Annotated in this window: 20 protein-coding genes; 14 read left to right on the plus strand and 6 right to left on the minus strand. The window is 55.2% G+C overall.

Annotated elements, in window-relative coordinates:
- Position 1 precedes the first annotated feature (1 nt).
- Genes TH2_RS18510 through TH2_RS18520 form a run of 3 tightly spaced genes read left to right on the plus strand, consistent with a single transcriptional unit; the run spans position 2 to position 1,512 of the window.
- Positions 2-691, plus strand: coding sequence for an ABC transporter ATP-binding protein (locus TH2_RS18510; RefSeq protein WP_008891975.1), 690 nt, complete (start codon positions 2-4; stop codon positions 689-691).
- A gap of 1 nt (position 692) precedes the next feature.
- Positions 693-1,124, plus strand: coding sequence for an acyl-CoA thioesterase (locus TH2_RS18515; RefSeq protein WP_008891976.1), 432 nt, complete (start codon positions 693-695; stop codon positions 1,122-1,124).
- Positions 1,117-1,512, plus strand: a complete 396-nt coding sequence (locus TH2_RS18520; protein WP_008891977.1) for a RidA family protein — start codon at positions 1,117-1,119, stop codon at positions 1,510-1,512. The genes TH2_RS18515 and TH2_RS18520 overlap by 8 nt, the downstream gene beginning before the upstream one ends.
- An 85-nt stretch (positions 1,513-1,597) precedes the next feature.
- Here TH2_RS18520 and TH2_RS18525 read toward each other — a convergent pair whose 3' ends face one another.
- From TH2_RS18525 to TH2_RS18540, 4 genes are all read right to left on the minus strand, one after another.
- A complete protein-coding gene (locus TH2_RS18525) occupies positions 1,598-2,758 on the minus strand; it encodes an ABC transporter permease (RefSeq protein WP_008891978.1) in 1,161 nt (386 codons plus the stop codon).
- Entirely contained in the window at positions 2,755-3,675 is a 921-nt protein-coding gene (locus TH2_RS18530; RefSeq protein ID WP_008891979.1) for an ABC transporter permease, read from the minus strand. The genes TH2_RS18525 and TH2_RS18530 overlap by 4 nt, the downstream gene beginning before the upstream one ends.
- 12 nt (positions 3,676-3,687) lie before the next feature.
- A complete protein-coding gene (locus tag TH2_RS18535; protein WP_008891980.1) occupies positions 3,688-4,785 on the minus strand; it encodes an ABC transporter ATP-binding protein in 1,098 nt (365 codons plus the stop codon).
- Positions 4,786-4,943: 158 nt separating this feature from the next.
- Positions 4,944-6,086, minus strand: coding sequence for a substrate-binding domain-containing protein (locus TH2_RS18540; protein ID WP_008891981.1), 1,143 nt, complete (start codon positions 6,084-6,086; stop codon positions 4,944-4,946).
- Positions 6,087-6,320: 234 nt separating this feature from the next.
- Here TH2_RS18540 and pdxR point away from each other — a divergent pair, with 234 nt between their 5' ends.
- Entirely contained in the window at positions 6,321-7,835 is a 1,515-nt protein-coding gene (pdxR, locus tag TH2_RS18545; RefSeq protein ID WP_008891982.1) for a MocR-like pyridoxine biosynthesis transcription factor PdxR, read from the plus strand.
- A gap of 71 nt (positions 7,836-7,906) precedes the next feature.
- On the opposite strand, the gene aptA is transcribed toward pdxR, so the two are convergent.
- Positions 7,907-9,226 (minus strand): omega-aminotransferase AptA, encoded by a 1,320-nt coding sequence (gene aptA / locus TH2_RS18550; RefSeq protein ID WP_008891983.1) that lies wholly within the window; start codon positions 9,224-9,226, stop codon positions 7,907-7,909.
- 196 nt (positions 9,227-9,422) lie between these two features.
- Here aptA and TH2_RS18555 point away from each other — a divergent pair, with 196 nt between their 5' ends.
- The 4 genes from TH2_RS18555 to TH2_RS18570 all read left to right on the plus strand — a co-directional run bounded on the left by TH2_RS18555 (position 9,423) and on the right by TH2_RS18570 (position 14,535).
- Complete coding sequence (locus tag TH2_RS18555; RefSeq protein ID WP_008891984.1) at positions 9,423-10,157, plus strand: TSUP family transporter; 735 nt, start codon at positions 9,423-9,425, stop codon at positions 10,155-10,157.
- Positions 10,158-10,195: 38 nt separating this feature from the next.
- The gene (locus TH2_RS18560; RefSeq protein ID WP_008891985.1) at positions 10,196-10,954 is read left to right on the plus strand and encodes an SDR family oxidoreductase; all 759 of its coding nucleotides are present in this window, start codon (positions 10,196-10,198) and stop codon (positions 10,952-10,954) included.
- 138 nt (positions 10,955-11,092) lie between these two features.
- On the plus strand, positions 11,093-12,526 hold the full coding sequence (locus TH2_RS18565) for a sigma-54-dependent transcriptional regulator (RefSeq protein WP_008891986.1): 1,434 nt from the start codon (positions 11,093-11,095) through the stop codon (positions 12,524-12,526).
- Positions 12,523-14,535, plus strand: a complete 2,013-nt coding sequence (locus tag TH2_RS18570; RefSeq protein ID WP_008891987.1) for a sensor histidine kinase — start codon at positions 12,523-12,525, stop codon at positions 14,533-14,535. Before TH2_RS18565 ends, TH2_RS18570 begins: the two co-directional genes overlap by 4 nt.
- A gap of 23 nt (positions 14,536-14,558) precedes the next feature.
- Here TH2_RS18570 and TH2_RS18575 read toward each other — a convergent pair whose 3' ends face one another.
- Positions 14,559-15,125 carry a GNAT family N-acetyltransferase gene (locus TH2_RS18575; RefSeq protein WP_008891988.1) on the minus strand — a complete coding sequence of 189 codons (567 nt, stop codon included), beginning with the start codon at positions 15,123-15,125 and terminating at the stop codon, positions 14,559-14,561.
- Between the two features lie 410 nt (positions 15,126-15,535).
- Here TH2_RS18575 and TH2_RS18580 point away from each other — a divergent pair, with 410 nt between their 5' ends.
- The 6 genes from TH2_RS18580 (at position 15,536) to fdhF (ending at position 24,151) form a co-directional block, all read left to right on the plus strand.
- Entirely contained in the window at positions 15,536-17,260 is a 1,725-nt protein-coding gene (locus TH2_RS18580) for an OFA family MFS transporter (protein WP_051007672.1), read from the plus strand.
- A gap of 307 nt (positions 17,261-17,567) precedes the next feature.
- Positions 17,568-18,455 carry a LysR family transcriptional regulator gene (locus tag TH2_RS18585; RefSeq protein ID WP_008891990.1) on the plus strand — a complete coding sequence of 296 codons (888 nt, stop codon included), beginning with the start codon at positions 17,568-17,570 and terminating at the stop codon, positions 18,453-18,455.
- A 5-nt stretch (positions 18,456-18,460) separates the two neighbouring features.
- Positions 18,461-19,078 carry a hypothetical protein gene (locus TH2_RS18590; RefSeq protein ID WP_008891991.1) on the plus strand — a complete coding sequence of 206 codons (618 nt, stop codon included), beginning with the start codon at positions 18,461-18,463 and terminating at the stop codon, positions 19,076-19,078.
- Between the two features lie 171 nt (positions 19,079-19,249).
- The gene (locus tag TH2_RS18595) at positions 19,250-19,714 is read left to right on the plus strand and encodes a formate dehydrogenase subunit gamma (protein ID WP_008891992.1); all 465 of its coding nucleotides are present in this window, start codon (positions 19,250-19,252) and stop codon (positions 19,712-19,714) included.
- Entirely contained in the window at positions 19,711-21,267 is a 1,557-nt protein-coding gene (locus TH2_RS18600) for a formate dehydrogenase beta subunit (RefSeq protein WP_008891993.1), read from the plus strand. Before TH2_RS18595 ends, TH2_RS18600 begins: the two co-directional genes overlap by 4 nt.
- 4 nt (positions 21,268-21,271) lie before the next feature.
- Positions 21,272-24,151, plus strand: coding sequence for a formate dehydrogenase subunit alpha (gene fdhF, locus TH2_RS18605; protein WP_008891994.1), 2,880 nt, complete (start codon positions 21,272-21,274; stop codon positions 24,149-24,151).
- The last annotated feature ends 49 nt before the right edge of the window (positions 24,152-24,200 follow it).

Below are 24,200 nucleotides of genomic sequence, written 5' to 3' on the forward strand. Positions count from 1 at the left end.
TATGACTGCACTTCTCGAACTTAGTGGCGTTACCGCGTTTTATGGCGCGTCGCAGGCTCTGTTTGGCATTGATTTGTCCCTGAACGAAGGCGAGGCCGTCGCCCTTATGGGCCGTAACGGCATGGGCAAGACCACCACGATCAAAACCATCTGTCGCATGATGGAACATCGTGATGGTTCAATCCATTTTGCCGGGCAGGATCTGGCAAAGATGCCATCGCACAAGGCGGCCCGCCTTGGTCTTGGTCTGGTGCCCGAAGGGCGCCGGTGTTTTGCCCAGCTAAGTGTGACGGAAAACCTGATTGCCGCCGCCCGTCCGGGCGAATGGGATTTTGACCGGGTGGCGGGACTATTCCCGCGTCTGGCCGAACGCTGCGATCAAAAGGCCATGACCCTTTCGGGGGGCGAGCAACAGATGCTGGCAATCGGCCGTGCATTGATGACCAATCCGCGTTTGCTGATCCTTGATGAAGCAACCGAGGGACTGGCACCGGTCGTGCGTCAGGAAATCTGGGCGGCGATCAATCAGCTTAAACAATCGGGGCTGACGATCCTTGTGGTCGACAAATCGCTTAAGGAACTTTCAGGTGTCGCTGATCGCTATGTGATCGTCGAAAAGGGCATCACGGCCTGGAGTGGGGCGGTGAACGAACTGACCGACGACCTGGCTGACCGGTATCTGGGGGTCTGATATGGCGGCATTCACCTATACCCAGAAAGTCATGTTTCAACATTGCGATCCGGCGGGGATTGTTTTCTATCCCCGCTATTTCGAGATGGTGAATGCCACGGTCGAGGAATGGTTTGATCAGGTCATCGGGTTCGGGTTCCCGACCATGCATGGTCCGATGAAGGTTGCCGTTCCGACAGCGGCGCTCAGTGTCGCCTTTACTGCGCCAAGCAAGCTTGGCGATGTTTTGGAATTCTGTCTGATCCCGACCCGGATCGGACGTTCCAGTTTAGAGCTGGAAATCACCGCACGATCAGGTGCCGAGCAACGCCTGAAAACAACGGTCACTCTGGTCTTTACGAAACACGGGGCCGGAAAGTCAGTGGCATGGCCAGATGATTTGCGTGCCAAAATCGAAAAAGAAATCAATCAAGTGGTAGAAAACAATGCATAAAATCATTCAGCCTGACGGATGGAAACAGCCCAAGGGATATGCCAACGGCGTCTTGGCCGATGGTGCCCGCCTTTACATCGGTGGCCAGATTGGCTGGAACGAAGATCAGGTCTTTGTTGCCAAGGATTTCGTTGGCCAGATGGAACAGGCGCTTAAAAACATTGTCGCCGTTCTGGAAGCTGCTGGCGGCAAACCCGAACACATTGCCCGCCTGACCTGGTATGTCACGGATAAAAAGGAATATCTCGCCCATCAGCGCGAAGTCGGGCAGGCCTATCAACGCGTCCTTGGCAAGCATTTCCCGGCGATGACCATGGTTGTGGTCAAGGAACTCATCGAAGACGAGGCACTGGTCGAGATCGAGGCAACCGCCGCCATTCCGTCCTGATCAGGCATCAGGGCCTGACGGAACAAAAAAGGGCAGCACATCGCGTGCTGCCCTTTTTGTTGATCAGCTTGCCGAAAGGTAATGTTTAATTGCCTTCCGGGGCACTGGTTCCGAGGTTCTCGGGCGAGAAGATGTTGTTGCCAAACGGGCTTGGTGCCGATGCACTGCCCTCATCACCGCCAAGCGGGCCAAGGTTGGGCATTGTCGGGGCTGGCACAGCCTGTTGCGGTGAGTTGATCGATTGCTGTTCCATCAACTGCTGTTGCAGGGCGCGCTTTTCTTCAAGGACTTGCGCCGTGCAGACACTGGAATCATGGTTCTGGATAAACAGAACCGCGGCAAGTGTCAGAGCACCCAAAATCACGGCAACCGTTCCCGGGTGCGTCGCGATCTTCAGGGCCGGTCGTTCGGCAATCACATGGGCCCAGCCCTTGCTGTAATAGCGATTGCGGCATTCATAAATGATCGCCCCGATCAGCGTGATGGCGATGATAATCACCGCCACGGCCGAGATTGACGGATCAAGACCATACCGCACCTTGGACGACAGAACCGTGGTGAAGGTGCTGCTTGAAACAATCGTAAACACGGTGGTGTTGTAGTTTTCAAGCGATGCCAGAAACGCCAGAACCGTGGCCGAACCAATCGCCGGCGCCATGAAGGGCAAAAGCACTTTGACAAACGCCTGCGTGGGCGTTGCACCCATATCAAGGGCCGCCTCGGTCAGCGTGGTGTCAAACCGCTGAATACGTGACAGGAACACCAGCATCGAATAAGCGGCGATAAAGGTCACCTGACCAAAGATGGTCAGGAACGTTCCGTCATAGAAGAAGCTCTCATACGGTGCATTGAACAACGTGCCGATCCGGTCCCAGAAAATCAGGGTCGAAAGACCGATGACAACGCCGGGCACGAGAATGGGCGCAATGAAGATCGTATAAAGGGCTGCGCGTAATTTGGGACCAACCTGTGACAGCGTGATCGCGGCTGCCAGTCCGATTGGAATGGCAACACAAACAACGCCCACCCCGATCAAAAGCGAATTACCAAGCCCGGAAAGAAGCTTGTCGTCGCTGGCAAGCTTGCCAAACCAGTCGGTGGTAAAACACTCCCACGGTGATACGCGCGGGAAGGTCGATGAGTTGAACGCGGTGATCACCATGATGATCAGCGGCCCGAATAGATAGGCAAAGAACAGGGTCAAATACAGACCGGGGATCAATGCAGTCGGGGATTTCATCTTCATTGTTTGATCTCCCCGATCGAAACCTTGAACAGGCGCATCACCAGCAGGACAAGCGCGATACAGACAATCAGAAGGACCATCGCATAGGCCGACCCGCGCGGCCAGTTGCCGCCGGAGTTAAACCATTGATAGACCAACTGCGTGAACCACAGGTTTGATGGGCCCCCCAAGATCTGTGGTGCCGCAAGTGCGCCTGATGTCAGCATGAAGACCATGGTCATGCCCGATGCAATGCCCGGCTTGGCATAGGGAATGACCACCTTGGCATGGACCTGCCACCAGTTGGCCCCCATGTCACGCGCGGCTTCGATCTGATTTCGATCAAGGCTTTCAATCGCGTTATAAAGCGGGAAGATCATCAAAAGGATGTAGGCATAAGCCAACCCGGCATAAAGCGCGACATCCTGACGGATAAAGTCAATTGGCGTATCCCAAAGTCCAAGCCCCATGCCCGTTTCATTGATGACACCCGTGGCGCCAAACAGAATACGAAACGCAAAGGCACGCAGGATTTCGTTGATCCAATAGGGCACGATAAGCGCCAATACTAGCAAGCGCGCCTTGGCCCCGGTCGATGATTTGGCCAGCACAAAGGCCACCGGGTAACAGATGATCAAATCGAACACTGTGACGAACACAGCCGCAAGCAGTGTTTTGAAAAGGATGCCGATATCAAGGGTGTTTATCCCGTCGGACGCACCACTTCCTTGGAAGAAATATCGATATTGCTCAAGGGTATAGACGTCTTCGGGGCCGCCAATCTTGGCCGGTGGCAGGTTAAATCGGAACGAATAATCCAGCATGGTCAGTTGCGGCAGGATGATCAGAATGAACACCCAAAGACTGACCGCAAGCATCAGATAGATCGAGACCGCCATCCCGTTGCGTCTGACAAGGTCATAAAAAAGATCACGCATGATACGGCCCCCTTACGCGCTGGCCAATTCGCCCGGTTTGAGCGCAATGCCCATTTCCGGTGCGAAATCGAGTTTGACCGGGGTATTGGCATCAATCGCGTTGGTGCCATCATTGATCAGCGAAAGCTTAAGGTCCGTGCCACTCGCATTCATCACGATATGGCGCATATTGCCCTCGAACTCTTCGGTGACGAAGTTGGTTTCGAACTGATTGATAGCACTATCGTCTTTCGAAAGCCGAAGCGCTTCTGGACGCACGAACAGATGGCAGGCATCCCCGGGCGCCAAGGCAGGGCCGCCCGCCGGATGGTTTTCGACCGTAAAGGGGGTGCCAAGACCCGCATCGATTTTCATTGTCTTGCCGTCATTGGACAAAACCGTGCCATCAAGCACATTGTTTTCACCGACAAATGACGCGACAAAGCTTGTCGTCGGGTGATCATAGATCGCCTTGCCATCGCCGATCTGCTCGATCTTGCCCTTGTTCATCACCGCAATGCGGTCTGACATGGTCAGGGCCTCACCCTGATCGTGGGTGATGTAGATAAAGGTCAGACCGACCTGTTTTTGAATGGCGCGCAATTCAGTGCGCATGTGTTGCCGCAGTTTAAGATCAAGGGCCGACAACGGTTCATCAAGAAGAAGAATGTCAGGTTCAACCGCAAGGGCGCGGGCAATCGCCACACGCTGTTTCTGACCACCGGAAAGTTCGCTGACTTTCTTGTCGCCCTGACCGGGCAGGGCAATCAGTTCAAGCAACTCATCGGCACGTTTGCGCCGGGTTTTCTTGTCCACGCCACGTACTTCCAGGGGGAAGGCGATGTTATCAGCGACCGTACGCAACGGGAAAAGCGCAAGGTTTTGGAAAATAAGCGCGGTGGGACGTTTGTTCGGGCCAACGCCACGCATGTCCTGACCACCGATTTTGACCTTGCCGCGTGTTGGTTCCTGAAAACCGGAAATACAGCGCAAAAGCGTTGTCTTGCCACAGCCCGACGGGCCGAGGAATGAAAAGAACTCGCCACCCGCGATGTTCAGATTTGCTTTATGGACAGCGGTGAATTCGCCGAACTCTACCCAGACATGCTCAAGCGAAATTTCTTTGGTCATAGAACTGACAACCCCCTGAAAACGTCAAAGCCCGTTCGCCCGTAAACACAGGCGATACCGGAATTATTGTTGTTTGAAATGCATCGGCCCTAGGATCATGTCCCTAGAAACCCAAAAAGGGCGACACGCGCAAAGTCGTGCCGCCCCAAAGATCGGAATCAGGCGCTTTCGAAGCGGTTCACATATTCGGTACGCATGTCGGCATACCACTGCGGTTCGGACGGCCACGGGTTGAGGTTGGCCAATGCTTCGCCCGGATAGGCATCGGCAAAGTTCTTGGCATAGGCTTCGCCTGCGAACTTGTCGGCACCCAGAACCGGGGAGTTGTAACCGTGATGGTCAATTGCCTCACCTGCCAGTTCCGGCATGTAGGCATATTTGATGAACTCATAAGCCTGTTCGATGTTTTCGGCACCAGTCGGCAGGGCAAGGCCATCGACCCATGCCAGCGCACCTTCTTTTGGCGCACGGTACATGACAGGTTCGCCAGCAGTTTTAAGCGCAAGCGGCGGGCCATCCCAGGTCTGGCCAACAATCACGCCTTCGTTCAGAAGACCGTTCTTCTGGGTATCGGCATCGTTCCAGATCAGTTTGATATTGCCTTTGCGCGCGATGCACCATTCGGTGATCTTTTCCCAAACAGGGCGCATTTCTTCTTCGGAGGTGTAGGCCTTCCAGACCGAACCCGGGGCCAGTTCGCCCGTGGTTTCCATGTAAAGGCCAGCCCCCAGCATCATGGAATGCGCGCGGCCCATGGTTTTGCCAGCATTGGCTTCGGACCAGACATCGCCATAGGACGGGAACATGCCTTCTGGCTGGAACATATCGGTACGCCACGCCATGCCTTCGGTGCCCCAGATATGCGGCAGCCAATAGGTGGAGCCAGCCTCAAACGCCCAATCGGTGCTGCCGATCTTGGCCATTGCCGGGTTCACCGCCTCAATGGCGACTTTGGACATGTCGAACGGCTGAAGCAGTTCCAGTGCCTTCCACTGAAGGGCACGGTTGTTGGTCGGCGATACGATGTCAAAGCCGCGACCTTTGGAAGCCTTCATCTTGTTGATGATTTCCTCGTTCGAGCCGATGCCGGTGTAATTCACCTTGATGCCCGTTGCATCGGTAAACGATTTGAGGAACGTCTCTGGCAGATAATCAGACCACATCAGAATGTTGATTTCGCCAGAGGATGCGAGTGCTTTTCTGCTGATAATTGCAGGCATTGCAAGTGCCGAACCGGCGGCAAGCGAACCTTTAAGAAGTGTGCGCCGGTTAAGTTTCGGGCCGGAAGTGAACTTGGTCATCCGTATGTCTCCTGATAGCCGGGATTTTTCCCTTATGTGCGGCGCACCATGCGCCTCCCTGGTGGACATAACTTCCCTGAACCGACCGCATTATGATCGCGGTTCTTGTTCCTGCTTTATCGCATTGACAAAATGGTACATCTGCCGGTTACTCTAGTAATAGAGCCACAAGGCAAAAACTATGGTGCCACGCCGGTTAACGTGCTGCAGTGCCGAATAAGAGGGGCATAACCGATGCTCGACATTCGACTTGAGGATCCGGCAATTGCCGGTCAAACCCTGCAGCAACAGCTGCATCAGTGCCTCGTCGATGCGATTCTTGAAGGTCGGTTACCGTCGCATGAACCCTTGCCATCGACCCGCGATCTGGCGTCCGCCCTTAAGGTGTCGCGCAATACGGTGGTGCTGGTTTATCAACGCCTGCTCGACGATGGATATCTGACAGCCGTCTGGCGGCGGGGACATTTCGTCAATGAGCAATATATCCGCCAGCAACTGCGCCTGAGTGTGGATACGCGGACCGCCTCGCTGTTTACCAAGGAACGCGATCCAGATTTGTGGCGACGCCATTTGCAGTTCCGCCCGACCGAGGCGCGCAATATCGTCAAACCCGCCAACTGGCGCGATTTTCCCTATCCGTTCATCTATGGCCAGGTTTCACCCGACAAAACCACCATTTCGCGCTGGCGCGATTCCATGCGGCTGGCCGGGTCGCTTGCCCATTCGCAAAGTTGGGTCGGTGATCAGGTCGATATGGATGATCCGCAACTTCTTGAACAGATCATTACCCGCATTCTGCCCCATCGTGGTTTGCGCGCCCATCCGGAACAGTTGCTGATTACCATTGGCGCGCAGAACGCGCTGTTTCTGGTCGGGCAGCTTCTGGCAGGGCGGGGCAGGACAGTTGGCGTCGAAGATCCGGGTTATGTGGATGCGCGCAATATCTTTGCCTCCACGGGGGCTGATATTTGCCCGCTTCCGATTGATAGCGAAGGTCTTGCCAACTCACCCGTGCTGTCGAACTGCGATATGGTCTACACCACGCCATCGCACCAATGCCCCACCAGTGTCACCATGTCACTGGATCGCCGTCTTCAGCTTGTTGAAAGGGCGCGCAAGGATGACTTCATCTTGGTCGAGGACGATTACGAGCATGAGCTGAATTATCTTGGTCATCAGCGCGCGGCGCTTAAAAGCTACGATAATTCCGGCCATATCATCTATATCGGCAGTCTGACCAAGCTGATGTTCCCCGGCTTGCGGATTGGTTACATCCTTGCCGACAGTGAACTGATCAAGGAATTACGTGCGCTGCGTCGCCTGAATTACCGCCACCCATCTGCACAGGATCAGCGCGCCATGGCCTTGTTCATCGGTGAAGGTCATCTGGACTCACATCTGCGCCGGACGCGTGATCGCCTGTCGGAGAAGTGGCAATTGATGCAAAACGAAATTTCGCGGCAATTACCCGAATTGAATGTCACCCCGACCACGGGCGGGTCGGCGGTTTGGGTTAAACTGCCCGACAATATCGATGCTTGGGCCGTCCATCGCGAAGCCGCTAAACGCGGGGTTTTGGTCGAGCCGGGCGATGTGCACTATTGCGATCCAGACCGCGCACCGCGTGATCGCCTCAGACTGGGGTTTGCCGTGATTGAACGCGATCAGATTGCACCCGGCATCACTCAGTTGCGCAATGCCATCATGGCGGTGATTGCTGAAAACAGGAAAGGGACCGCTGCACAGTAAACTGTGTGTATGGCGGTCCCTTTAACGCGACCCCACTCCCCTGAGATCGGCATCTGTCCCCTGCAGGCAGATTACATTGGTGCGCCAAGTACCTTCTGAAGGATGGCAACCATGTCGTCGATGTCCTGTTCGGTGCTGACGAACGCTGGCGCGAAAATGATCGCATCGCCGGTCGCCTTGACGTGAAGGCCTTCGTCGAACAATGCCCGCTGTGCCCAGCTTCCCTTTGCACCCGGCGCATCTCCCGGTGTCAGCTGAATACCCGACATCATGCCATAGCCGCGAAGGTCGCTGACATGGGGCAGGTTGCGCAGACCAAACACACCATCAAGAAAGTGCGAAGACAATTCGTTGGCACGTTCGAACAGTTTGTCCTTGGCATAGATATCAAGGGCTGCGATCCCGGCGGCACAGGCCACCGGATGGGCGGAATAGGTATAGCCATGGAAGAATTCCGGGCGATCCGCATCGCCGGCAGCCTCAAAGACAGCCGCCTGAATTTCGGCACTGGTGGCAACCGCACTCATGGGAATAGCACCGTTGGTCAGTGCCTTGGCCATGGTGATCAGGTCCGGCTTGACTGCGAATGCCTGGGAGGCGAAAGCAGAACCTGTTCGGCCAAAACCGGTAATCACTTCGTCAAATACCAGCAGGATGCCGTATTTGTCGCAAATCGCGCGAAGCTTTTCGAGATACCCTTTGGGTGGCACGATGGTGCCAATCGATCCGGCAATTGGTTCGACAAAGACCGCGGCAATGGTATCGCCGCCGTAGGTCTTGCAGATTTCCTCAAGATCATTGGCCAGATCCGCATCGGTTTCCGGCTGGCCGCGGGTGAATTTTTGTTCTTCGGTCCATGTGTGGCGCATATGCACGACATCACAGGTAATCCCGGAAAAATCACGTCGGTTATTAACCATCCCCGCAAGTGACGTACCGCCAAGGTTCACCCCGTGATAGCCCCATGCGCGTGACACAAACCGGGTGCGCTGGGCATTGCCGGTCGCACGGTGATAGGCCAGACACATCTTCATTGCGGTATCAACCGCCTCGGAACCCGATCCGGCAAAGAACACGCGATCAAGCCCGTCTGGCAGGATGCCGGCCAGCTTTTCGGCAAATTCAAACGACACGGGGGCGGCGCGCTGGAAATGCGGTGAATAGTCAAGTGTGCTCAGTTGCTTGTAAACTGCATCGGCGATTTCCGGTCGTCCATGACCGGCCGCACAGCAAAACAGACCAGACGAACCATCCAGAATTTCACGGCCTTCCGGGGTCCAGTATTTCACACCTTCTGCCTTGGCAAACATCTGCGGTTCTTCGTGAAACAGACGGTTGTTGGTGAAAGGCATCCAATGGTTGGTCATGTTCGGCTTGACGGACACGTTCATGCTGGCTCCTGTCGACAAGAGTGTGGGGCGGAAATCTTATGCTGCTAGCTAAACCCGTCCCCTCGCATGGCGTTAGTGCCAGAACTCGATAATATTTGGGTCCAGATCGCTATGTGGCTCCATCAAAAGGGACGATGTGGCTCTATTGCCGACGCAGTCAGTGGCGTAATTCAGGTCTGTAACAACGAGGAATTCCATGGAACTGATCTTGTCTGGCATGGTCGTCGCGGTTGCCGCCCTGTTTCGTGGCGTCACCGGATTTGGCTTTGCACTGCTGGCAGCACTTGGTCTGTCAAGCTTGCTGGCCCCGGCAACGGCGACGCCGATCATCCTGATCATTGATATTGTTCTGACCGGCTTGATCCTGCGCGATTTTGATCGGGCCAAGGTCGACTGGCGGGCCTGTTCGATCCTGCTGACTTTCGGGCTTTTCGGGGCGGTGCTTGGCCCTTATGTCGCCTTTGCACTGGATGATCAGACCATCCGGATTGCCACCAACCTTGCAATTGCGGTGGCGGCACTGGTTGCCATGTTGCACCATCCGCCAAAATGGATGGGACATTTTGTCATCGGGGCACTGCTGGCCTGTTCGGTCGGTATCCTGATGTCGGGCTTTGCCGTTGGCGGACCATTGGTTGCAGCCTGGCTTTTGGCCGGTGGCACGCAGGATGTCCGCGTGCGTAACACGCTTGCGATCTATTTCGGCGCGGTTGATGTGCTGGGATTTATCACCCGTGCGGCCGCGGGCATGTTGCCCGATAATTTCATCGCACTTGTCCTGCCGCTGCTGGTGATTGCCATGATCGCCTATTTCCCCGGCGAGATGATCTATCGTCGGATGTCGGCAACCACCTGGCGCCGTGTTTGCGCCATCAGCCTCGTTCTTATTGCCATTATCGGTTTCGCTCAGACCATCGCGATTGGTCTGTGACCCATTATATCAAACTGTCTAAACCACCGGAGATCCCCATGACCAAAACAGCACTCATTACCGGCGCAACTTCTGGCTTTGGCGCGGCAACGGCCCGGCGTTTTGTCAAGGAAGGCTGGAAAGTCATCGTAACCGGCCGACGGGCCGAACGGCTTGACGCCCTTGTCGATGAACTCGGTGGCGCATCGGTTGCCCATGCACTTTGCTTTGATATTCAGGACGCCGATGTAACCCGGAACGCAATTGACAGCCTTCCGGCGGACTTCGCCGAGATCGATCTTCTGGTCAATAATGCCGGTTTGGCGCTGGGCACCGGTCCGGCACAGGAATGCAATCTGTCAGACTGGATGACGATGATCGACACCAATACCAAGGGCCTGGTCGCCATCACCCGCATCCTGCTTGATAAACTGATCGAACGAAAAGGGGCGATTGTTAATCTGGCTTCCATCGCGTCGAACTGGCCTTATCCGGGCGGGAATGTCTATGGCGCGACCAAGGCGTTCGTTCAACAATTCTCGCTGGGCATTCGTTGTGACCTTGCGGGCACGGGTGTTCGCGTCACCTCGATCGAGCCGGGGCTTTGTGAAAGCGAATTCACGCTGGTCCGAACCGGTGGCAACAAGGAAGCCTACGACAAGCTTTACAGTGGTGCCGATCCGATCCAGCCCGAAGACATCGCCGAAAGCATCTTCTGGGTGGCGAACTTGCCAGCGCATGTGAATGTCAACTCGCTGGAAGTCATGCCGGTCAGTCAAAGCTGGTCGCCGTTTGCCATTCATCGCAAGCAAGCCTGATCCCATATTTTGCACATCCGTTGGTGAAGGTAACTTCTGTGTTAGAATGAGCTAACCCTCACCAACGGTTTTGCTTTTCTCTTTCCGCTGAACTAAGCTTTTAAAAAAACAAAAAGCATGTTTCATCGGAGGGACATCATGAGATCGACCGTTCTGGGCGCGTCAGATGGGGCAGCGTCGCCTGTCGGCAATGACGCAAGCCATGGCGGGCCGGGGCCTGAATTTGGGCCGTGGCTTGAAAAGGCATCCATCCTGATCGTCGATGACGAACCGGGCATGCGCAATTTCCTTGTCCGTACCCTGGGGCCACGCGCCAAACGCGTCGAAGAGGCTGCCGACTGCGAAGAGGCCACAGCCCTTCTTGACCAGCACCATTTTGATGTCGTCATCCTTGATAACATCATGCCCGGCAAAAGCGGGGTGGAATGGTTGACCGAACAGCGCGAAATCGGCTTTTTCTCCGACGCAATCCTGATGACGGCCTATGCCGATCTTGATACCGCCATCAAGGCGCTGCGTGCGGGGGCGGTCGACTTTGTCCTGAAACCATTTCGCTCCAACCAGATTTTGAACGCGGTGGCGCGCTGTCTGGATCGCATGCGGCTGCGCCGTGAAAACCATGTGCTGCGCCACGAATTGCGGGCAACGTCTGATCATGTGTTGCTGCGTGACAAGCTGATTGGCTATTCGCCGCAAATTCAGGAAATCCGTGAAACCATCGCCCGCGTGGCACCTCTTCCGACATCCATTCTGATTTCCGGGGAAAGTGGCACGGGCAAGGAAGTCACCGCACGTTCGTTGCATGCGCTTTCTGATCGCGCCGAAAAGCCGTTTGTTCCGATCAACTGTGCCGCCATTCCGTCTGAGATGATCGAGGCGGAATTGTTCGGTCACGTCAAAGGGGCCTTTACCGGCGCGCAATCCGCACGCGATGGGCTTTTCATGCATGCGCAGGGCGGAACCCTGTTTTTGGATGAAGTCGGTGAACTGTCGTTGGCGACCCAAAGCAAGCTTTTGCGCGCAATCGAAAGCCGCCGTGTCCGCCCGGTGGGTTCTGAACGCGAAGCACCTGTTGATTTGCGTTTTATCTTTGCCACCAACGCCGATCTTGAGGCTGAAGTCGAAGCCGGGCGTTTCAGGGCTGATCTGTTTTATCGCATCAATGTCATGCATATCGAAATGCCACCCCTTTCTGCCCGCGGGGATGATGTCCTTGAACTGGCCGAGCTTTTCATGACCAAACTGTCCAAGCAGCTTGGCGTACGTGCCGTGCCCATGGATGCGGCTGTGCGTGCCGGACTGACACGCTATGACTGGCCGGGCAATGTGCGTGAATTGCGCAACCTGATTGAACGGACCCTGATCCTTGGCAAGTTCCCGGCGGAATTCCGCGATGAACTTGCCGATCAGGGATCGCAGGTTGACCGAGATGAAACGCTTGATGAGATGGAACGTCGTCACATTCTGGCGATGTTGCACAAGACCAATGGCAATCGCAACGAAGCCGCCAGACGGTTGGGGGTATCGCGCAAGACCATTGATCGCAAATGCGCAAGCTGGGAACAGGAATGACCGACGCGTCATTGTCGGGCGCCACCAAGCCCCCCGCCAAAAGAACACGATCCGTTCGTTTTAAGTTGCTGGCGATTGCGCTTTTGCCGACGCTTGTGATCCTGCCATTGTTGCTTGGCGTGATGATGGTGCGGTGGAATACCAAGTTCGATGCGCTGTTAACATCAAAGGTCAGTGGCGATCTGACGATTGCCCATCAGTACTTCACGCATATCCTTGAAAATACCGGCGAACAGATCCAGGCACTTGGCCAATCGGTCGCCTTTCGCGAAGTGCTCGCCAAAGGTGATGTTGCGGAGGTCGACCGCCTGCTTGCAGAACGTCAAAGCAAGCTTGGCCTTGATTTCCTCTATCTGTCACCCGCGCTGGGTGGCACAGGTTCTGGCCAACCCGATGCGGACTGGCCGGTGATTGCCAGTGCCTTGCGCGGGCAATCGATGACCAGCATCGATATTTTCAGCAACAGCGACCTAGCGGCGATTTCGCCCGATCTGGCCGAACGCGCACATCTCGATCTGATTGATACGCCCAATGCCGTGCCCTCGACACGCAATGCTGAAACGCGCGGCATGGTTGTGCATTCGGCAAGCCATGTTGAATTGCCAAACGGGCAAAATGCCGCCTTGGTCGGGGGTATTTTGCTCAACCAGAATTTGGCGTTCATCGATACGATCAACGATCTTGTCTATCGCCAAAGCAGCCTGCCCGAAGGCAGTCAGGGAACGGCGACCCTTTTCCTTGATGATGTGCGTGTCAGTACCAATGTCCGCCTGTTTGCCGATCGTCGCGCCCTTGGTACGCGGGTTTCAAGTGCGGTGCGCAAAACTGTCCTTGAGGATGGCCAAGTCTGGCTTGATCGCGCCTTTGTGGTCAATGACTGGTATATCTCGGCTTATGAGCCGATCAAGGACAGCTATGGCAAACGGGTTGGTATGCTGTATGTCGGGTTTCTTGAAGCCCCGTTTGCCCAGACAAAGTATGAAAGCCTTCTGATCCTGATCGGGGCGTTTTTGTTTGTCGCGGCCCTGTCGGTGCCAATCTTCCTGCGCTGGGCGCGGGGTATTTTCAAACCGCTTGAACGCATGGCCAATACCATTGGTCGGGTTGAAAACGGCGATCTGTCGGCCAGAACCAACATTGATCAGGTGCAGGACGAGATCGCCCTTGTGGCCGACCATCTTGATGACCTTTTGGATCAGGTGCAAGAACGCGATAAACGTTTGCGCGCCTGGAACGATCAGCTAAATGAACGGGTTGATGCCCGCACCAGCGAACTGCGCGAAGCCAATCGCCAGCTCGAAGCTACCACAAGACAACTGATCATGTCCGAAAAGCTTGCGGCCATTGGGGAAATCACCGCCGGTGTGGCGCATGAAATCAACAATCCGGTGGCGGTGCTTCAGGGCAACTTGGATGTTCTCCGTGATTTGTTGGGCGAACATGCCCGATTGGGTGATACCGAATTCCGCCTGATTGATGAGCAGGTCAATCGCATTAATCTGATCGTGACGAAGCTCCTGCAATTCGCCAAGCCCGAAGAATATGCCGGATATGTCGAACGCCATAGCGTGGCCGACGTGATTGACGATTGCATGCCGCTAGTCGCCCATCTGCTCAGCCGGGCGGATATAGACGTCGTGCGCGAACATCATTCAACCCGGCTGGTTTTGATGAACCGGACCGAGTTGCAGCAGGTTCTGGTCAATCTGATGGTCAATGCCCTGCATGCCATGTCCGAACGCGGGACGCTGACCCTGACCGATATTGATCAGGATCGCGATGGCCTGCCGGGCATTCTGATCACGGTGCGCGATACCGGATCAGGTATGGATGCCGGCGTGCTGAACCGTATCTTTGATCCGTTCTATACCACCAAACGGCGCGAAGGGACGGGGCTTGGTCTGTCGATTACCAAGACCCTGATTGATCGACAGGGCGGCGGGCTTGAAGTCGAAAGCAAGCCCGGAAAGGGCACCACATTCATGATCTGGCTGCCGGAGGCGGATTAGGGCCAGACCGGGCGCCGGGCCGATTACTTTGTTGGGCTTTTCGGAGTGCCTGCACGCAGCCATTCCTTTTTCAGAATGGCATACACAAAAGTGTTTTCGTATTTGGTGGTGCCGTCGGGGTTGTTAACAAACGAAATAAACTCCTCAAAGCAAGCCTCTTTGCGCATGCCAAGTTTCTCGCACAGCTTCTGCGATTTGAAATTGTTGTCCTCGACATAGGCATAAAGCCTTCTTGCGTCGCGCTGTGTGAACAGATGGTCAAACAAGGCTTGTGCGCTTTCACTGGCATATCCCTTGCCTTCAACCTTTTCGTTGAAGTTCCAGCCGACGGAAAAGGTGTCGGCTTGTTCCGGGCCATCGTGATGAAGCAACAGTTCACCAATTAAGGCTCCTGTTTCTTTCAGGCAGACCGCAAGACACGTCTTATCCTTTGCACGTTTCCGCGCCTTTGCCTTCGCTTGTTCCAGCGTTGTGACTTTGTCATCCATAAAGCAGTTTACGCGCGGGTTCGAAATGTACTCGAACAGTTCTGCGGCATCAGCTTCAACAAAGGGTCTGATGATCAATCTGTCCGTGATGATGTCGCTCATATGCGTCCTTCGCGGGTAGGCGGATGGTGACAGGCTCATCGCCCTTTCTTACTAAAGCGGTACGCGCAATGAAAAGGGTTATCGCAGCGTGATTTTTCAATCCCCTACAATCCTGTCCAAACCCGGAACGCGCGTTGGGGCATCGCATTGAAATTGCTGCGGTTGCGAGTGGACATTTTGTCCATTTGCACGTTATCCGCGAAAAAAGATATGGACATTTTGTCCATGCGTGTGCGCTGCAACAGTCCATTTCAGTTTGGAAGAATGACAGAAAACGGCGCTTGTTATGCAATGGCATGGCGATTGCGATGTTGAGAGTTCCGGATTTAACCGTGTTTGCCCTGCACCATGACCGATTGTGCGACGGGGAAGGGCAAGGAAAATCCAAAGACCGGGAGGACAACATCGCTATGTTTGACAAGCTCAAAAAAGAACACATCGTCGCTGGTGACGATTTCAATCGCTGGAAAGTGCCACCAGCATCCATTGCTATTCATTTGTGTATTGGCTCCGTCTACGCTTGGAGCATCTTCAACCCGCCACTGATCAAGGAATTTGGCGTGGTCAGTGCTAGCTCCGGTGACTGGGGCCTGCAATCCGTTGTCTGGATTTTCTCTGTTGCCATCGTCTTCCTTGGCCTTGCGGCGGCATTTGGCGGCAAATGGCTTGAAGAAGTCGGCCCGCGTATGGTCGGTGTCGTTGCCGCCTTTTGCTGGGGTGGTGGTTTCATCATCGGTGGCCTTGGCATCATGACCCATCAGCTTTGGCTGGTATATCTCGGCTATGGCGCGCTTGGCGGCTGTGGTCTTGGTCTTGGCTATGTATCGCCGGTATCAACGCTTATTCGCTGGTTCCCGGACCGCCGTGGTATGGCAACCGGCATGGCGATCATGGGCTTTGGCGGCGGTGCGATGATCGCAACTCCGATCAAGGAAGGCCTGCTGTCGGCGTTCTATAAGGTGCCGGAATATCTTGGCCCGGAAAGTGCCGTAAACCTCGTGACCGAGGGCGGCAAACGCATGGCCGAAGTCGGTGGCCAGATGGTTGAAGTCGTGGTTGCCGGTGCCGCACAGGTTGCCTCGGCTCCGGTGCCGATCGAAGAGGGCGTTTATGTTGTCGGAACCGGGAACACCGGTGCGGCTGCGACCTTCTTTACGCTTGGTGTTGCCTATTTCATCGTGATGGTTATTGCGGCCTTTTCCTATCGCGTGCCGCGCGAAGGCTGGCTTCCGGCTGGTTGGACGCCGCCGACCGCGGATGCCGCATCCAAACGCATGATTACGCATGCGAACGTTCATATCGATCAGGCGCTTAAAACGCCGCAATTCTACCTGCTGTGGATTGTGCTGTGCTTTAACGTGACGGCGGGTATCGGGGTGATTGGCGTTGCCAAAACCATGATGACCGAAATCTTTGGCACGACCTTGCCGCTGGTTGTGAACTCTGCCTTTGCGGCGACCTATGTGTTCATGATTTCGGTCTTTAACATGTGCGGTCGTTTCTTCTGGGCGTCGATGTCGGATTATATCGGGCGCAAGAACACCTATTACTGCTTCTTCATTCTGGGCATCGCGCTTTATCTGTCGATCCCGTTTGCCGCAGAACAGGTCAGCATCAACCCGGCTGTAACATGGCTTGTCATGTTCTATGCCGCAACCATGATCATCTTCACGATGTATGGCGGTGGCTTTGCAACCATTCCGGCCTATCTTGCCGATATCTTTGGCACCAAATATGTCGGTGGTATCCATGGTCGTCTTCTGACCGCATGGAGCACGGCCGGTGTTCTTGGTCCGCTTGCCATCACCCAGTTGCGTCAAGCCTCGGTCACAAGTTCGATCAAGGATCTGGCCTCAAAGGTGGATCCGGCGGCCTTCCAGGAAAAGTTCGGTGCCGGTATTGCCCAGCTTGATCAACTGGTTGCGGCCAAAACGGTGACCATCGGGCGTCTGATGGAAATCGCACCGGCAGGGACGGTTGATCCGACCTCAAGCCTCTATAACACCACCATGTATGCCATGGCGGCTTTGCTTGCGATTGCGTTGGTCGCCAACAAGCTGGTCAGCCCGATCCATGAAAAGCATCACATGGAAACGCAGCAAGCTGGCGGAAGCGAGGCTCCGTCCAAGGCCTAACCTGACCAAGGGCGCTGGCCGATATACCCATGGCCAGCGCCCGTTTTGCCGGTTCCACTTTCCAGCAAAACAGGGCATGAGTGGGACATCATGCCAAAGCGTCAGGGGCAGATCCGGGTTCTGTTCATCCGGCCCGGATCTGCGTTCTGTTGCAGGAATAACCTTTATGCCCGAAGGGGTAATCGGTTATCCTGCAACCAGAACACTTCCCCGCGACGTAGAGTGTTCAGTCAAAAACAAAGCGACCCGAAAACGGGATCGCGATCACCGCCATAAAAAGCATCCGCCTTGCGATGCCGGATACGCCATGATTGATAAACTCGAAATGTTTATGGTTCTCGCCCGCGAGCAGCATTTTGGACATGCTGCCGAACATTGCGGCGTGACCCAGCCAACCCTTTCAAGCGCCCTGCGCCAGCTTGAAGATCATCTTGGCGTCGTGTTGGTCAAACGCGGGTCGCGCTATCAGGGGCTGACACCCGAAGGCGAACGGGTTCTCGAATGGGCGCGCCATATCGTCGGCAGCACCCGATCCATGCGCGATGAAATGCGCGCCATGCGCTTTGGCCTGACCGGGCAGGTGCAGATTGCCGTCATACCGACCGCCCTTGCGATGGTCCATGAATTGACCACACCGTTTCGCGAAAAACACCCCGATGTCAGCTTTGCCATCCTGTCGCGGACCTCGGTCGAAATTCAGGCATTGCTTGATGATCTTCGCATTGATGCCGGGATTACCTATCTTGATAACGAACCCCTGGGGCGTGTCACCGCCATTCCGCTTTATCGGGAACGCTATCATCTGGTGACGTCCAACATGGACGATCTGGCCGGAAGTGACACAATTACCTGGCGCGAAGCCGCCAAACTGCCGCTTTGTCTTTTGACGCCTGATATGCAGAACCGCCGCATCATTGATCAGCATCTTGATGCTGTTGGCGCGAAAGTCAGTGCGACGCTTGAAAGCGATTCCATGATTGCGCTGTTCACCCATGTGCAAACCGGTAACTGGGCCAGCATCATGCCGGAAAAAATGGTCGAAAGTTTCGGGATGCGCGACCGGGTCAAATCAATCCCGATTATTGAACCGGATGCGACCCACACAGTTGGCTTGATCGCGGCAAAACGAGAGCCTGCAACCCCGGTTGTTTCTGCCTTGTTGAAAGAAGCAATGAAGTTCAGTTTGGATGCATAAGTGATATGAACGGCATCGAACTTCTGGCTACAGCTGATGTATTTAAGCAAAACGAAGTGTATAATCTTCTAGCTAACGGGAAGGCAGAAAACGTTGGTGCTGTTCGGGTTGAGGTTGCTTCTATAGAACGCGATACGGCACGTGGAATCGCCTTAAAGGAAGTTGCCCCAAAACTGTCCGCTTGTATTGAAGGTGGCAAGTTTTGGGAGTTGAGTGCTGACTCACGGCGGGTTCCTGCGAACCGGGTCACTCGGTACAGAAATCGGATGAAAGTTGCGAGAGATACCATTTGCGAAGAGCATCAGAATGCTGGTGGTCTGCGCCTTTTTTCTGCAGCTTTGGTATCCGAAGTAAATTTGTTGGAAGTCGTGCCGCGGCTCCAGCCTACAGATTGTTCCTTTCTGACCTATTTGCCTGCGCAATTCGATACGCGAAGTCTTATAAGAAAAGGATGGGAAAATACCTTCGCGGAAAGTTCGGATTTTCTAAGTTTGGTTTGCTCTGCAGGCTTTGTTTTAAAGCCTTTTGGGGCATTCGATGACCCTGAAGCAGGTTGGTATATTCTCGGTGATTCTCGGTTAATCGTTCAATTCGCATTGAGCCAAAATGCCGTGCTGAAGTGAGTGATTGAGCGTTGTGCAGTCGTTAGCTATGTCGGCTCGTTACTAAGAAGACTCTCTTGATAGGTTTTCGCTATTGCGTAACGGGATGGCTTTATTGAACAGGTCGGGACAATGCCCGACAATGTTCATAATAAACAAGAATTTGATAACATGCTTGAGAGAGAGGCTTGCATGTCGGAAACGACCGAGGACCAGAATGTCCGCGTCGCTGCCATTTGTGATCAACTGATCACTTTGGAAGGACCGTTATTGCCAATTCTGCACGAGGTGCAGGAAGAATTTGGCTATATCCCCGATGGCGCGCTTCAGACAATTGCAAAGAAGCTGAACCTCAGCCGGGCGGAAGTCCACGGGGTGGCAAGCTTCTATCATGACTTCCGCGAAGAAAAGGCCGGCAAGCATGTCATCAAGATCTGCCGGGCCGAAGCCTGTCAGGCGATGGGGGCCGATGCCCTTGGTGATCAGATCCGTCGTCATTTGAAAGTCGACTGGTCGCAAACCACCGCTGATCGCAAGATCACGCTGGAACCTGTCTTTTGCCTTGGTCTCTGTGCCTGCGCACCAGCCGCAATGATTGATGGCAAGGTTGTTGGTCGTGTCAATGCGGATCGCATTCTTGAAAAGGTGGGGTCATGAGCATCAAGGTTTACGTTCCACTTGATTCCGGTTCTGTCGCACTGGGGGCTGATGACGTCGCATCCGCGATTGCCGCCAAGGCATCGAAGGCCGGTTCGGATGTCAAGATCGTGCGCAACGGCTCGTTTGGCATGTATTGGCTGGAACCAATGGTCGAGGTCGAAACCCCGCGCGGGCGTGTCGCCTATGGTCCGGTCAGCACCGATGATATCGACGCATTGTTTGAGGCCGACTTCCTGACTGGCGGCCTCCATAAACTGTATCTCGGTCGCACCCAGGATATCCCGTTCCTCAAAAGCCAGTCGCGCCTGACGTTCCAGCGCTGCGGCATTGTTGATCCGGTATCGCTTGAAGATTATCGCGCCAACGATGGCCTTACGGGGCTTGAAAACGCGCTTAAGATGACGGACGAAGAAATCGTCAAGGCCGTCACCGATAGCGGCCTGCGCGGGCGCGGTGGTGCCGGTTTCCCGACGGGCATCAAATGGAACACTGTCCGCGAAGCCGATGGCGATCAGAAATACATCGTTTGTAATGCTGATGAAGGCGATAGCGGGACCTTTGCCGATCGCATGATTATGGAAGGCGAACCGTTTGTCCTGATCGAAGGCATGATCATTGCCGGTCTCGCCACTGGTGCGACCAAGGGCTATGTCTATACCCGTTCGGAATACCCGACAGCGATTGATGTCATGAACGAGGCGATCAAGGTCGCCCGTGCCGCCGGTGTTCTGGGCGATAATGTCCTTGGATCCGGCAACGCGTTCGATATCGAAGTTCGCATGGGTGCAGGTGCCTATGTCTGTGGCGAGGAAACATCCCTTCTTAACAGCATGGAAGGCAAGCGCGGTGTCGTCCGTGCCAAGCCGCCATTGCCTGCCTTGGAAGGCTTCCTTGGCCGACCAACTGTCGTCAATAACGTGATTTCGCTGTGCTCTGTGCCGGTCATTCTGGAAAAGGGTGCGGAATATTATCGCGATTACGGCATGGGCCGGTCGCGGGGCACCATCCCGATCCAGATTGCCGGAAACGTCAAACATGGCGGGCTTTATGAAGTCGGCTTTGGTCTGACCCTTGGTGAAATTGTCGAGCAGATCGGCGGTGGGACGGCCACAGGTCGTCCGGTCAAGGCAGTTCAGGTCGGTGGTCCGTTGGGCGCCTATTTCCCCAAGGAACTGTTTGATACGCCGTTTGACTACGAAGAATTCGCCAAGCGTGATGGTCTGATCGGTCACGCCGGTGTTGTCGTGTTTGATGACACGGTCGACATGATGAAGCAGGCCCGCTTTGCCATGGAATTCTGTGCGATTGAATCATGCGGCAAATGTACGCCATGCCGCATTGGTTCGATCCGTGGCACCGAAGTGGTCGACAAGCTTGAACGCGGTGAACAGCCGGAATTGCAGATCGAGCTGTTGCGTGATCTGTGTGAGACCATGAAGTTCGGATCGCTGTGCGCACTGGGCGGCTTTACGCCGTACCCGGTCCTCAGCGCACTAACCCATTTCCCTGATGACTTCAAGCCACGCGCGCTTGATATAGCTGCGGAGTGAAACGATGTCCTTGATCAAAGAAGTTGACTACGGAACCCCCGCCAAGAAGTCCGAAAAGACGGTAACCCTGACCATTGATGGCAAGGACATTACCGTGCCCGAAGGTACCTCTGTCATGCGGGCCTCGATGGAGGCCGGCATTCAGGTCCCGAAACTGTGCGCGACCGATATGGTTGACGCATTCGGGTCGTGCCGCCTGTGTCTGGTTGAGGTCGAAGGCCGCAACGGCACCCCGGCATCCTGCACGACGCCGGCAGCTGACGGCATGGTTGTCCATACCCAGACCGAGCGGCTCAAGAAAATCCGCAAAGGCGTGATGGAACTTTACATCTCCGACCATCCGCTTGATTGCCTGACCTGTGCGGCCAATGGCGATTGCGAATTGCAGGATATGGCAGGGGCGGTTGGCCTGCGCGATGTGCGTTATGGCTATGAGGGTGAAAACCACGTTCAGGTCCGCCAGAACGGTGAAGAAAACCCGCGCTACATGGCCAAGGATGAAACCAACCCGTATTTCACCTATGACCCGTCGAAATGCATTGTCTGTTCGCGCTGTGTGCGGGCCTGCGAGGAAGTGCAGGGCACCTTTGCACTGACCATCGAAGGCCGTGGCTTTGAATCCCGCGTGTCGCCGGGCATGCATGAAAACTTCCTGGATTCCGAATGCGTATCGTGCGGTGCCTGCGTGCAGGCCTGCCCGACGGCAACGCTTCAGGAAAAATCGGTCATTGAAATCGGTCAGCCGGAACACTCCGTTGTGACCACCTGTGCCTATTGCGGGGTGGGTTGCTCGTTCAAGGCGGAAATGCGCGGCGAGGAACTTGTCCGCATGGTGCCGTACAAGGACGGCAAGGCCAACCGGGGTCATTCCTGTGTGAAGGGGCGTTTTGCCTATGGCTATGCCAATCACAAGGACCGCATCCTCAATCCGATGATCCGCGAAAGTGTGGATGAACCCTGGCAGGAAGTCAGCTGGGAAGAAGCGCTTCGCTTTACCGCCGACAAGTTCAAGGGCATTCAGGCCAAATACGGCAAGGGCGCGCTGGGCGGGATTACCTCGTCACGGTGCACGAACGAGGAAACCTTCCTTGTTCAGAAACTGATCCGTGCCGGGTTCGGTAATAACAACGTCGATACCTGCGCGCGTGTTTGCCATTCACCGACCGGGTATGGCCTTAAAACGACGTTTGGTACCTCGGCCGGGACGCAGGATTTTGATTCTGTTGAACATACCGATGTTGTCATCCTGATTGGCGCCAATCCGACCGATGGCCATCCTGTCTTTGCCTCGCGCCTGAAAAAACGCCTGCGTCAGGGGGCGAAACTGATCATCATTGATCCGCGCCGGATTGACCTTGTGCGGTCCCCGCATATCGAGGCGGTCGCCCATATCCCGCTGCGTCCGGGCACCAACGTCGCGGTTTTGACGTCGCTTGCCCATGTCATCGTCACCGAGGGCCTGTTTGACGAGGCATTCGTGCGTGAACGGTGTGACTGGGACGAATTCCAGGATTGGGCAACCTTTGTGTCTGATCCGAAACACAGCCCCGAAGCCATCGCCGATATGATCGGTGTTGACGGCGAAACCATGCGAAAGGCCGCACGCACCTTTGCTACCGGCGGCAATGGCGCGATCTATTACGGTCTTGGTGTCACGGAACACAGCCAGGGTTCAACCACCGTGATGGCAATTGCCAACCTTGCCATGGCGACCGGCAATATCGGTCGTCCGGGTGTGGGGGTGAACCCGCTGCGTGGTCAGAACAACGTGCAGGGCTCCTGCGATATGGGGTCGTTCCCGCACGAACTGCCGGGCTATCGCCATATTCAGGACAGCGCCACCCGCGATATTTTTGAGGATATCTGGGGCGTCAAACTGGATGACGAGCCGGGGCTTCGTATCCCCAATATGCTCGATGCGGCTGTCGAAGGCACGTTCAAGGGCATCTATATTCAGGGTGAAGATATCCTTCAGTCTGACCCGGATACGAAACATGTCGCGGCCGGTCTGGCGGCAATGGAATGTGTGGTCGTCCATGACCTGTTCCTTAATGAAACCGCGAACTACGCGCATGTGTTCCTGCCCGGGTCGACCTTCCTTGAAAAGGACGGGACCTTCACCAACGCCGAACGCCGCATTAACCGCGTGCGCAAGGTGATGACACCGCTTAATGGCTTTGCCGATTGGGAAGTTACCCAGAACCTGGCCCGCGCGATGGGTCTTGACTGGAACTACACCCATCCGTCGCAGGTCATGGACGAAATTGCCAAGACGACGCCAAGCTTTGCCAAAGTCAGCTATGACTTGCTGGAAGAAAAGGGCTCGGTCCAGTGGCCGTGTAATGACAAGGCGCCCGAAGGGACCCCGGTCATGCATATCGATGGCTTTGTTCGTGGCAAGGGCAAGTTTGTTGTCACCGAATATGTCGCAACCGATGAACGTACCGGTCCGCGCTTCCCGCTTCTGCTGACCACAGGCCGTATCCTTAGTCAGTATAACGTGGGTGCCCAGACCAGGCGTACGGAAAACACCACCTGGCATAAGGAAGACTTGCTGGAAATCCACCCGCATGATGCCGAACAGCGGGGCATTCGTGAAGGCGACTGGATCCGTCTGGCATCCCGGTCGGGCGAAACATCCCTTCGTGCCACCATTACCGACCGTGTCGCACCGGGTGTGGTTTACACCACTTTCCACCATCCGGGTACACAGGCCAACGTGATCACCACCGACTATACCGACTGGGCGACAAACTGCCCGGAATACAAGGTTACTGCGGTTCAGGTTTCGCCAAGTAATGGCCCGACCGAATGGCAGGTCGAATATGATCGTCAGGCCGAACAGTCACGCCGGATCAAACCGCGCGTCGATGCCGCCGAATAGGATAACGAGCCAGACATTGTGCTATACTCCCTTGGCATGATGTCTGGCT

The sequence above is a fragment of the Thalassospira profundimaris WP0211 genome, from assembly GCF_000300275.1.
GTDB lineage: Bacteria > Pseudomonadota > Alphaproteobacteria > Rhodospirillales > Thalassospiraceae > Thalassospira > Thalassospira profundimaris.

What these genes read in the sequence shown, in the direction of transcription:
- TH2_RS18530 (WP_008891979.1), bottom strand. Translation starts at nt 3,675, where the DNA reads ATGCGTGATCTTTTTTATGACCTTGTCAGACGCAACGGGATGGCGGTC.
- TH2_RS18525 (WP_008891978.1), bottom strand. Translation starts at nt 2,758, where the DNA reads ATGAAGATGAAATCCCCGACTGCATTGATCCCCGGTCTGTATTTGACC.
- TH2_RS18560 (WP_008891985.1), top strand. Translation starts at nt 10,196, where the DNA reads ATGACCAAAACAGCACTCATTACCGGCGCAACTTCTGGCTTTGGCGCG.
- TH2_RS18535 (WP_008891980.1), bottom strand. Translation starts at nt 4,785, where the DNA reads ATGACCAAAGAAATTTCGCTTGAGCATGTCTGGGTAGAGTTCGGCGAA.
- aptA (WP_008891983.1), bottom strand. Translation starts at nt 9,226, where the DNA reads ATGAACGTGTCCGTCAAGCCGAACATGACCAACCATTGGATGCCTTTC.
- fdhF (WP_008891994.1), top strand. Translation starts at nt 21,272, where the DNA reads ATGTCCTTGATCAAAGAAGTTGACTACGGAACCCCCGCCAAGAAGTCC.
- TH2_RS18510 (WP_008891975.1), top strand. Translation starts at nt 2, where the DNA reads ATGACTGCACTTCTCGAACTTAGTGGCGTTACCGCGTTTTATGGCGCG.
- pdxR (WP_008891982.1), top strand. Translation starts at nt 6,321, where the DNA reads ATGCTCGACATTCGACTTGAGGATCCGGCAATTGCCGGTCAAACCCTG.
- TH2_RS18520 (WP_008891977.1), top strand. Translation starts at nt 1,117, where the DNA reads ATGCATAAAATCATTCAGCCTGACGGATGGAAACAGCCCAAGGGATAT.
- TH2_RS18515 (WP_008891976.1), top strand. Translation starts at nt 693, where the DNA reads ATGGCGGCATTCACCTATACCCAGAAAGTCATGTTTCAACATTGCGAT.
- TH2_RS18575 (WP_008891988.1), bottom strand. Translation starts at nt 15,125, where the DNA reads ATGAGCGACATCATCACGGACAGATTGATCATCAGACCCTTTGTTGAA.
- TH2_RS18590 (WP_008891991.1), top strand. Translation starts at nt 18,461, where the DNA reads ATGAACGGCATCGAACTTCTGGCTACAGCTGATGTATTTAAGCAAAAC.
- TH2_RS18555 (WP_008891984.1), top strand. Translation starts at nt 9,423, where the DNA reads ATGGAACTGATCTTGTCTGGCATGGTCGTCGCGGTTGCCGCCCTGTTT.
- TH2_RS18570 (WP_008891987.1), top strand. Translation starts at nt 12,523, where the DNA reads ATGACCGACGCGTCATTGTCGGGCGCCACCAAGCCCCCCGCCAAAAGA.
- TH2_RS18595 (WP_008891992.1), top strand. Translation starts at nt 19,250, where the DNA reads ATGTCGGAAACGACCGAGGACCAGAATGTCCGCGTCGCTGCCATTTGT.
- TH2_RS18585 (WP_008891990.1), top strand. Translation starts at nt 17,568, where the DNA reads ATGATTGATAAACTCGAAATGTTTATGGTTCTCGCCCGCGAGCAGCAT.
- TH2_RS18600 (WP_008891993.1), top strand. Translation starts at nt 19,711, where the DNA reads ATGAGCATCAAGGTTTACGTTCCACTTGATTCCGGTTCTGTCGCACTG.
- TH2_RS18580 (WP_051007672.1), top strand. Translation starts at nt 15,536, where the DNA reads ATGTTTGACAAGCTCAAAAAAGAACACATCGTCGCTGGTGACGATTTC.
- TH2_RS18565 (WP_008891986.1), top strand. Translation starts at nt 11,093, where the DNA reads ATGAGATCGACCGTTCTGGGCGCGTCAGATGGGGCAGCGTCGCCTGTC.
- TH2_RS18540 (WP_008891981.1), bottom strand. Translation starts at nt 6,086, where the DNA reads ATGACCAAGTTCACTTCCGGCCCGAAACTTAACCGGCGCACACTTCTT.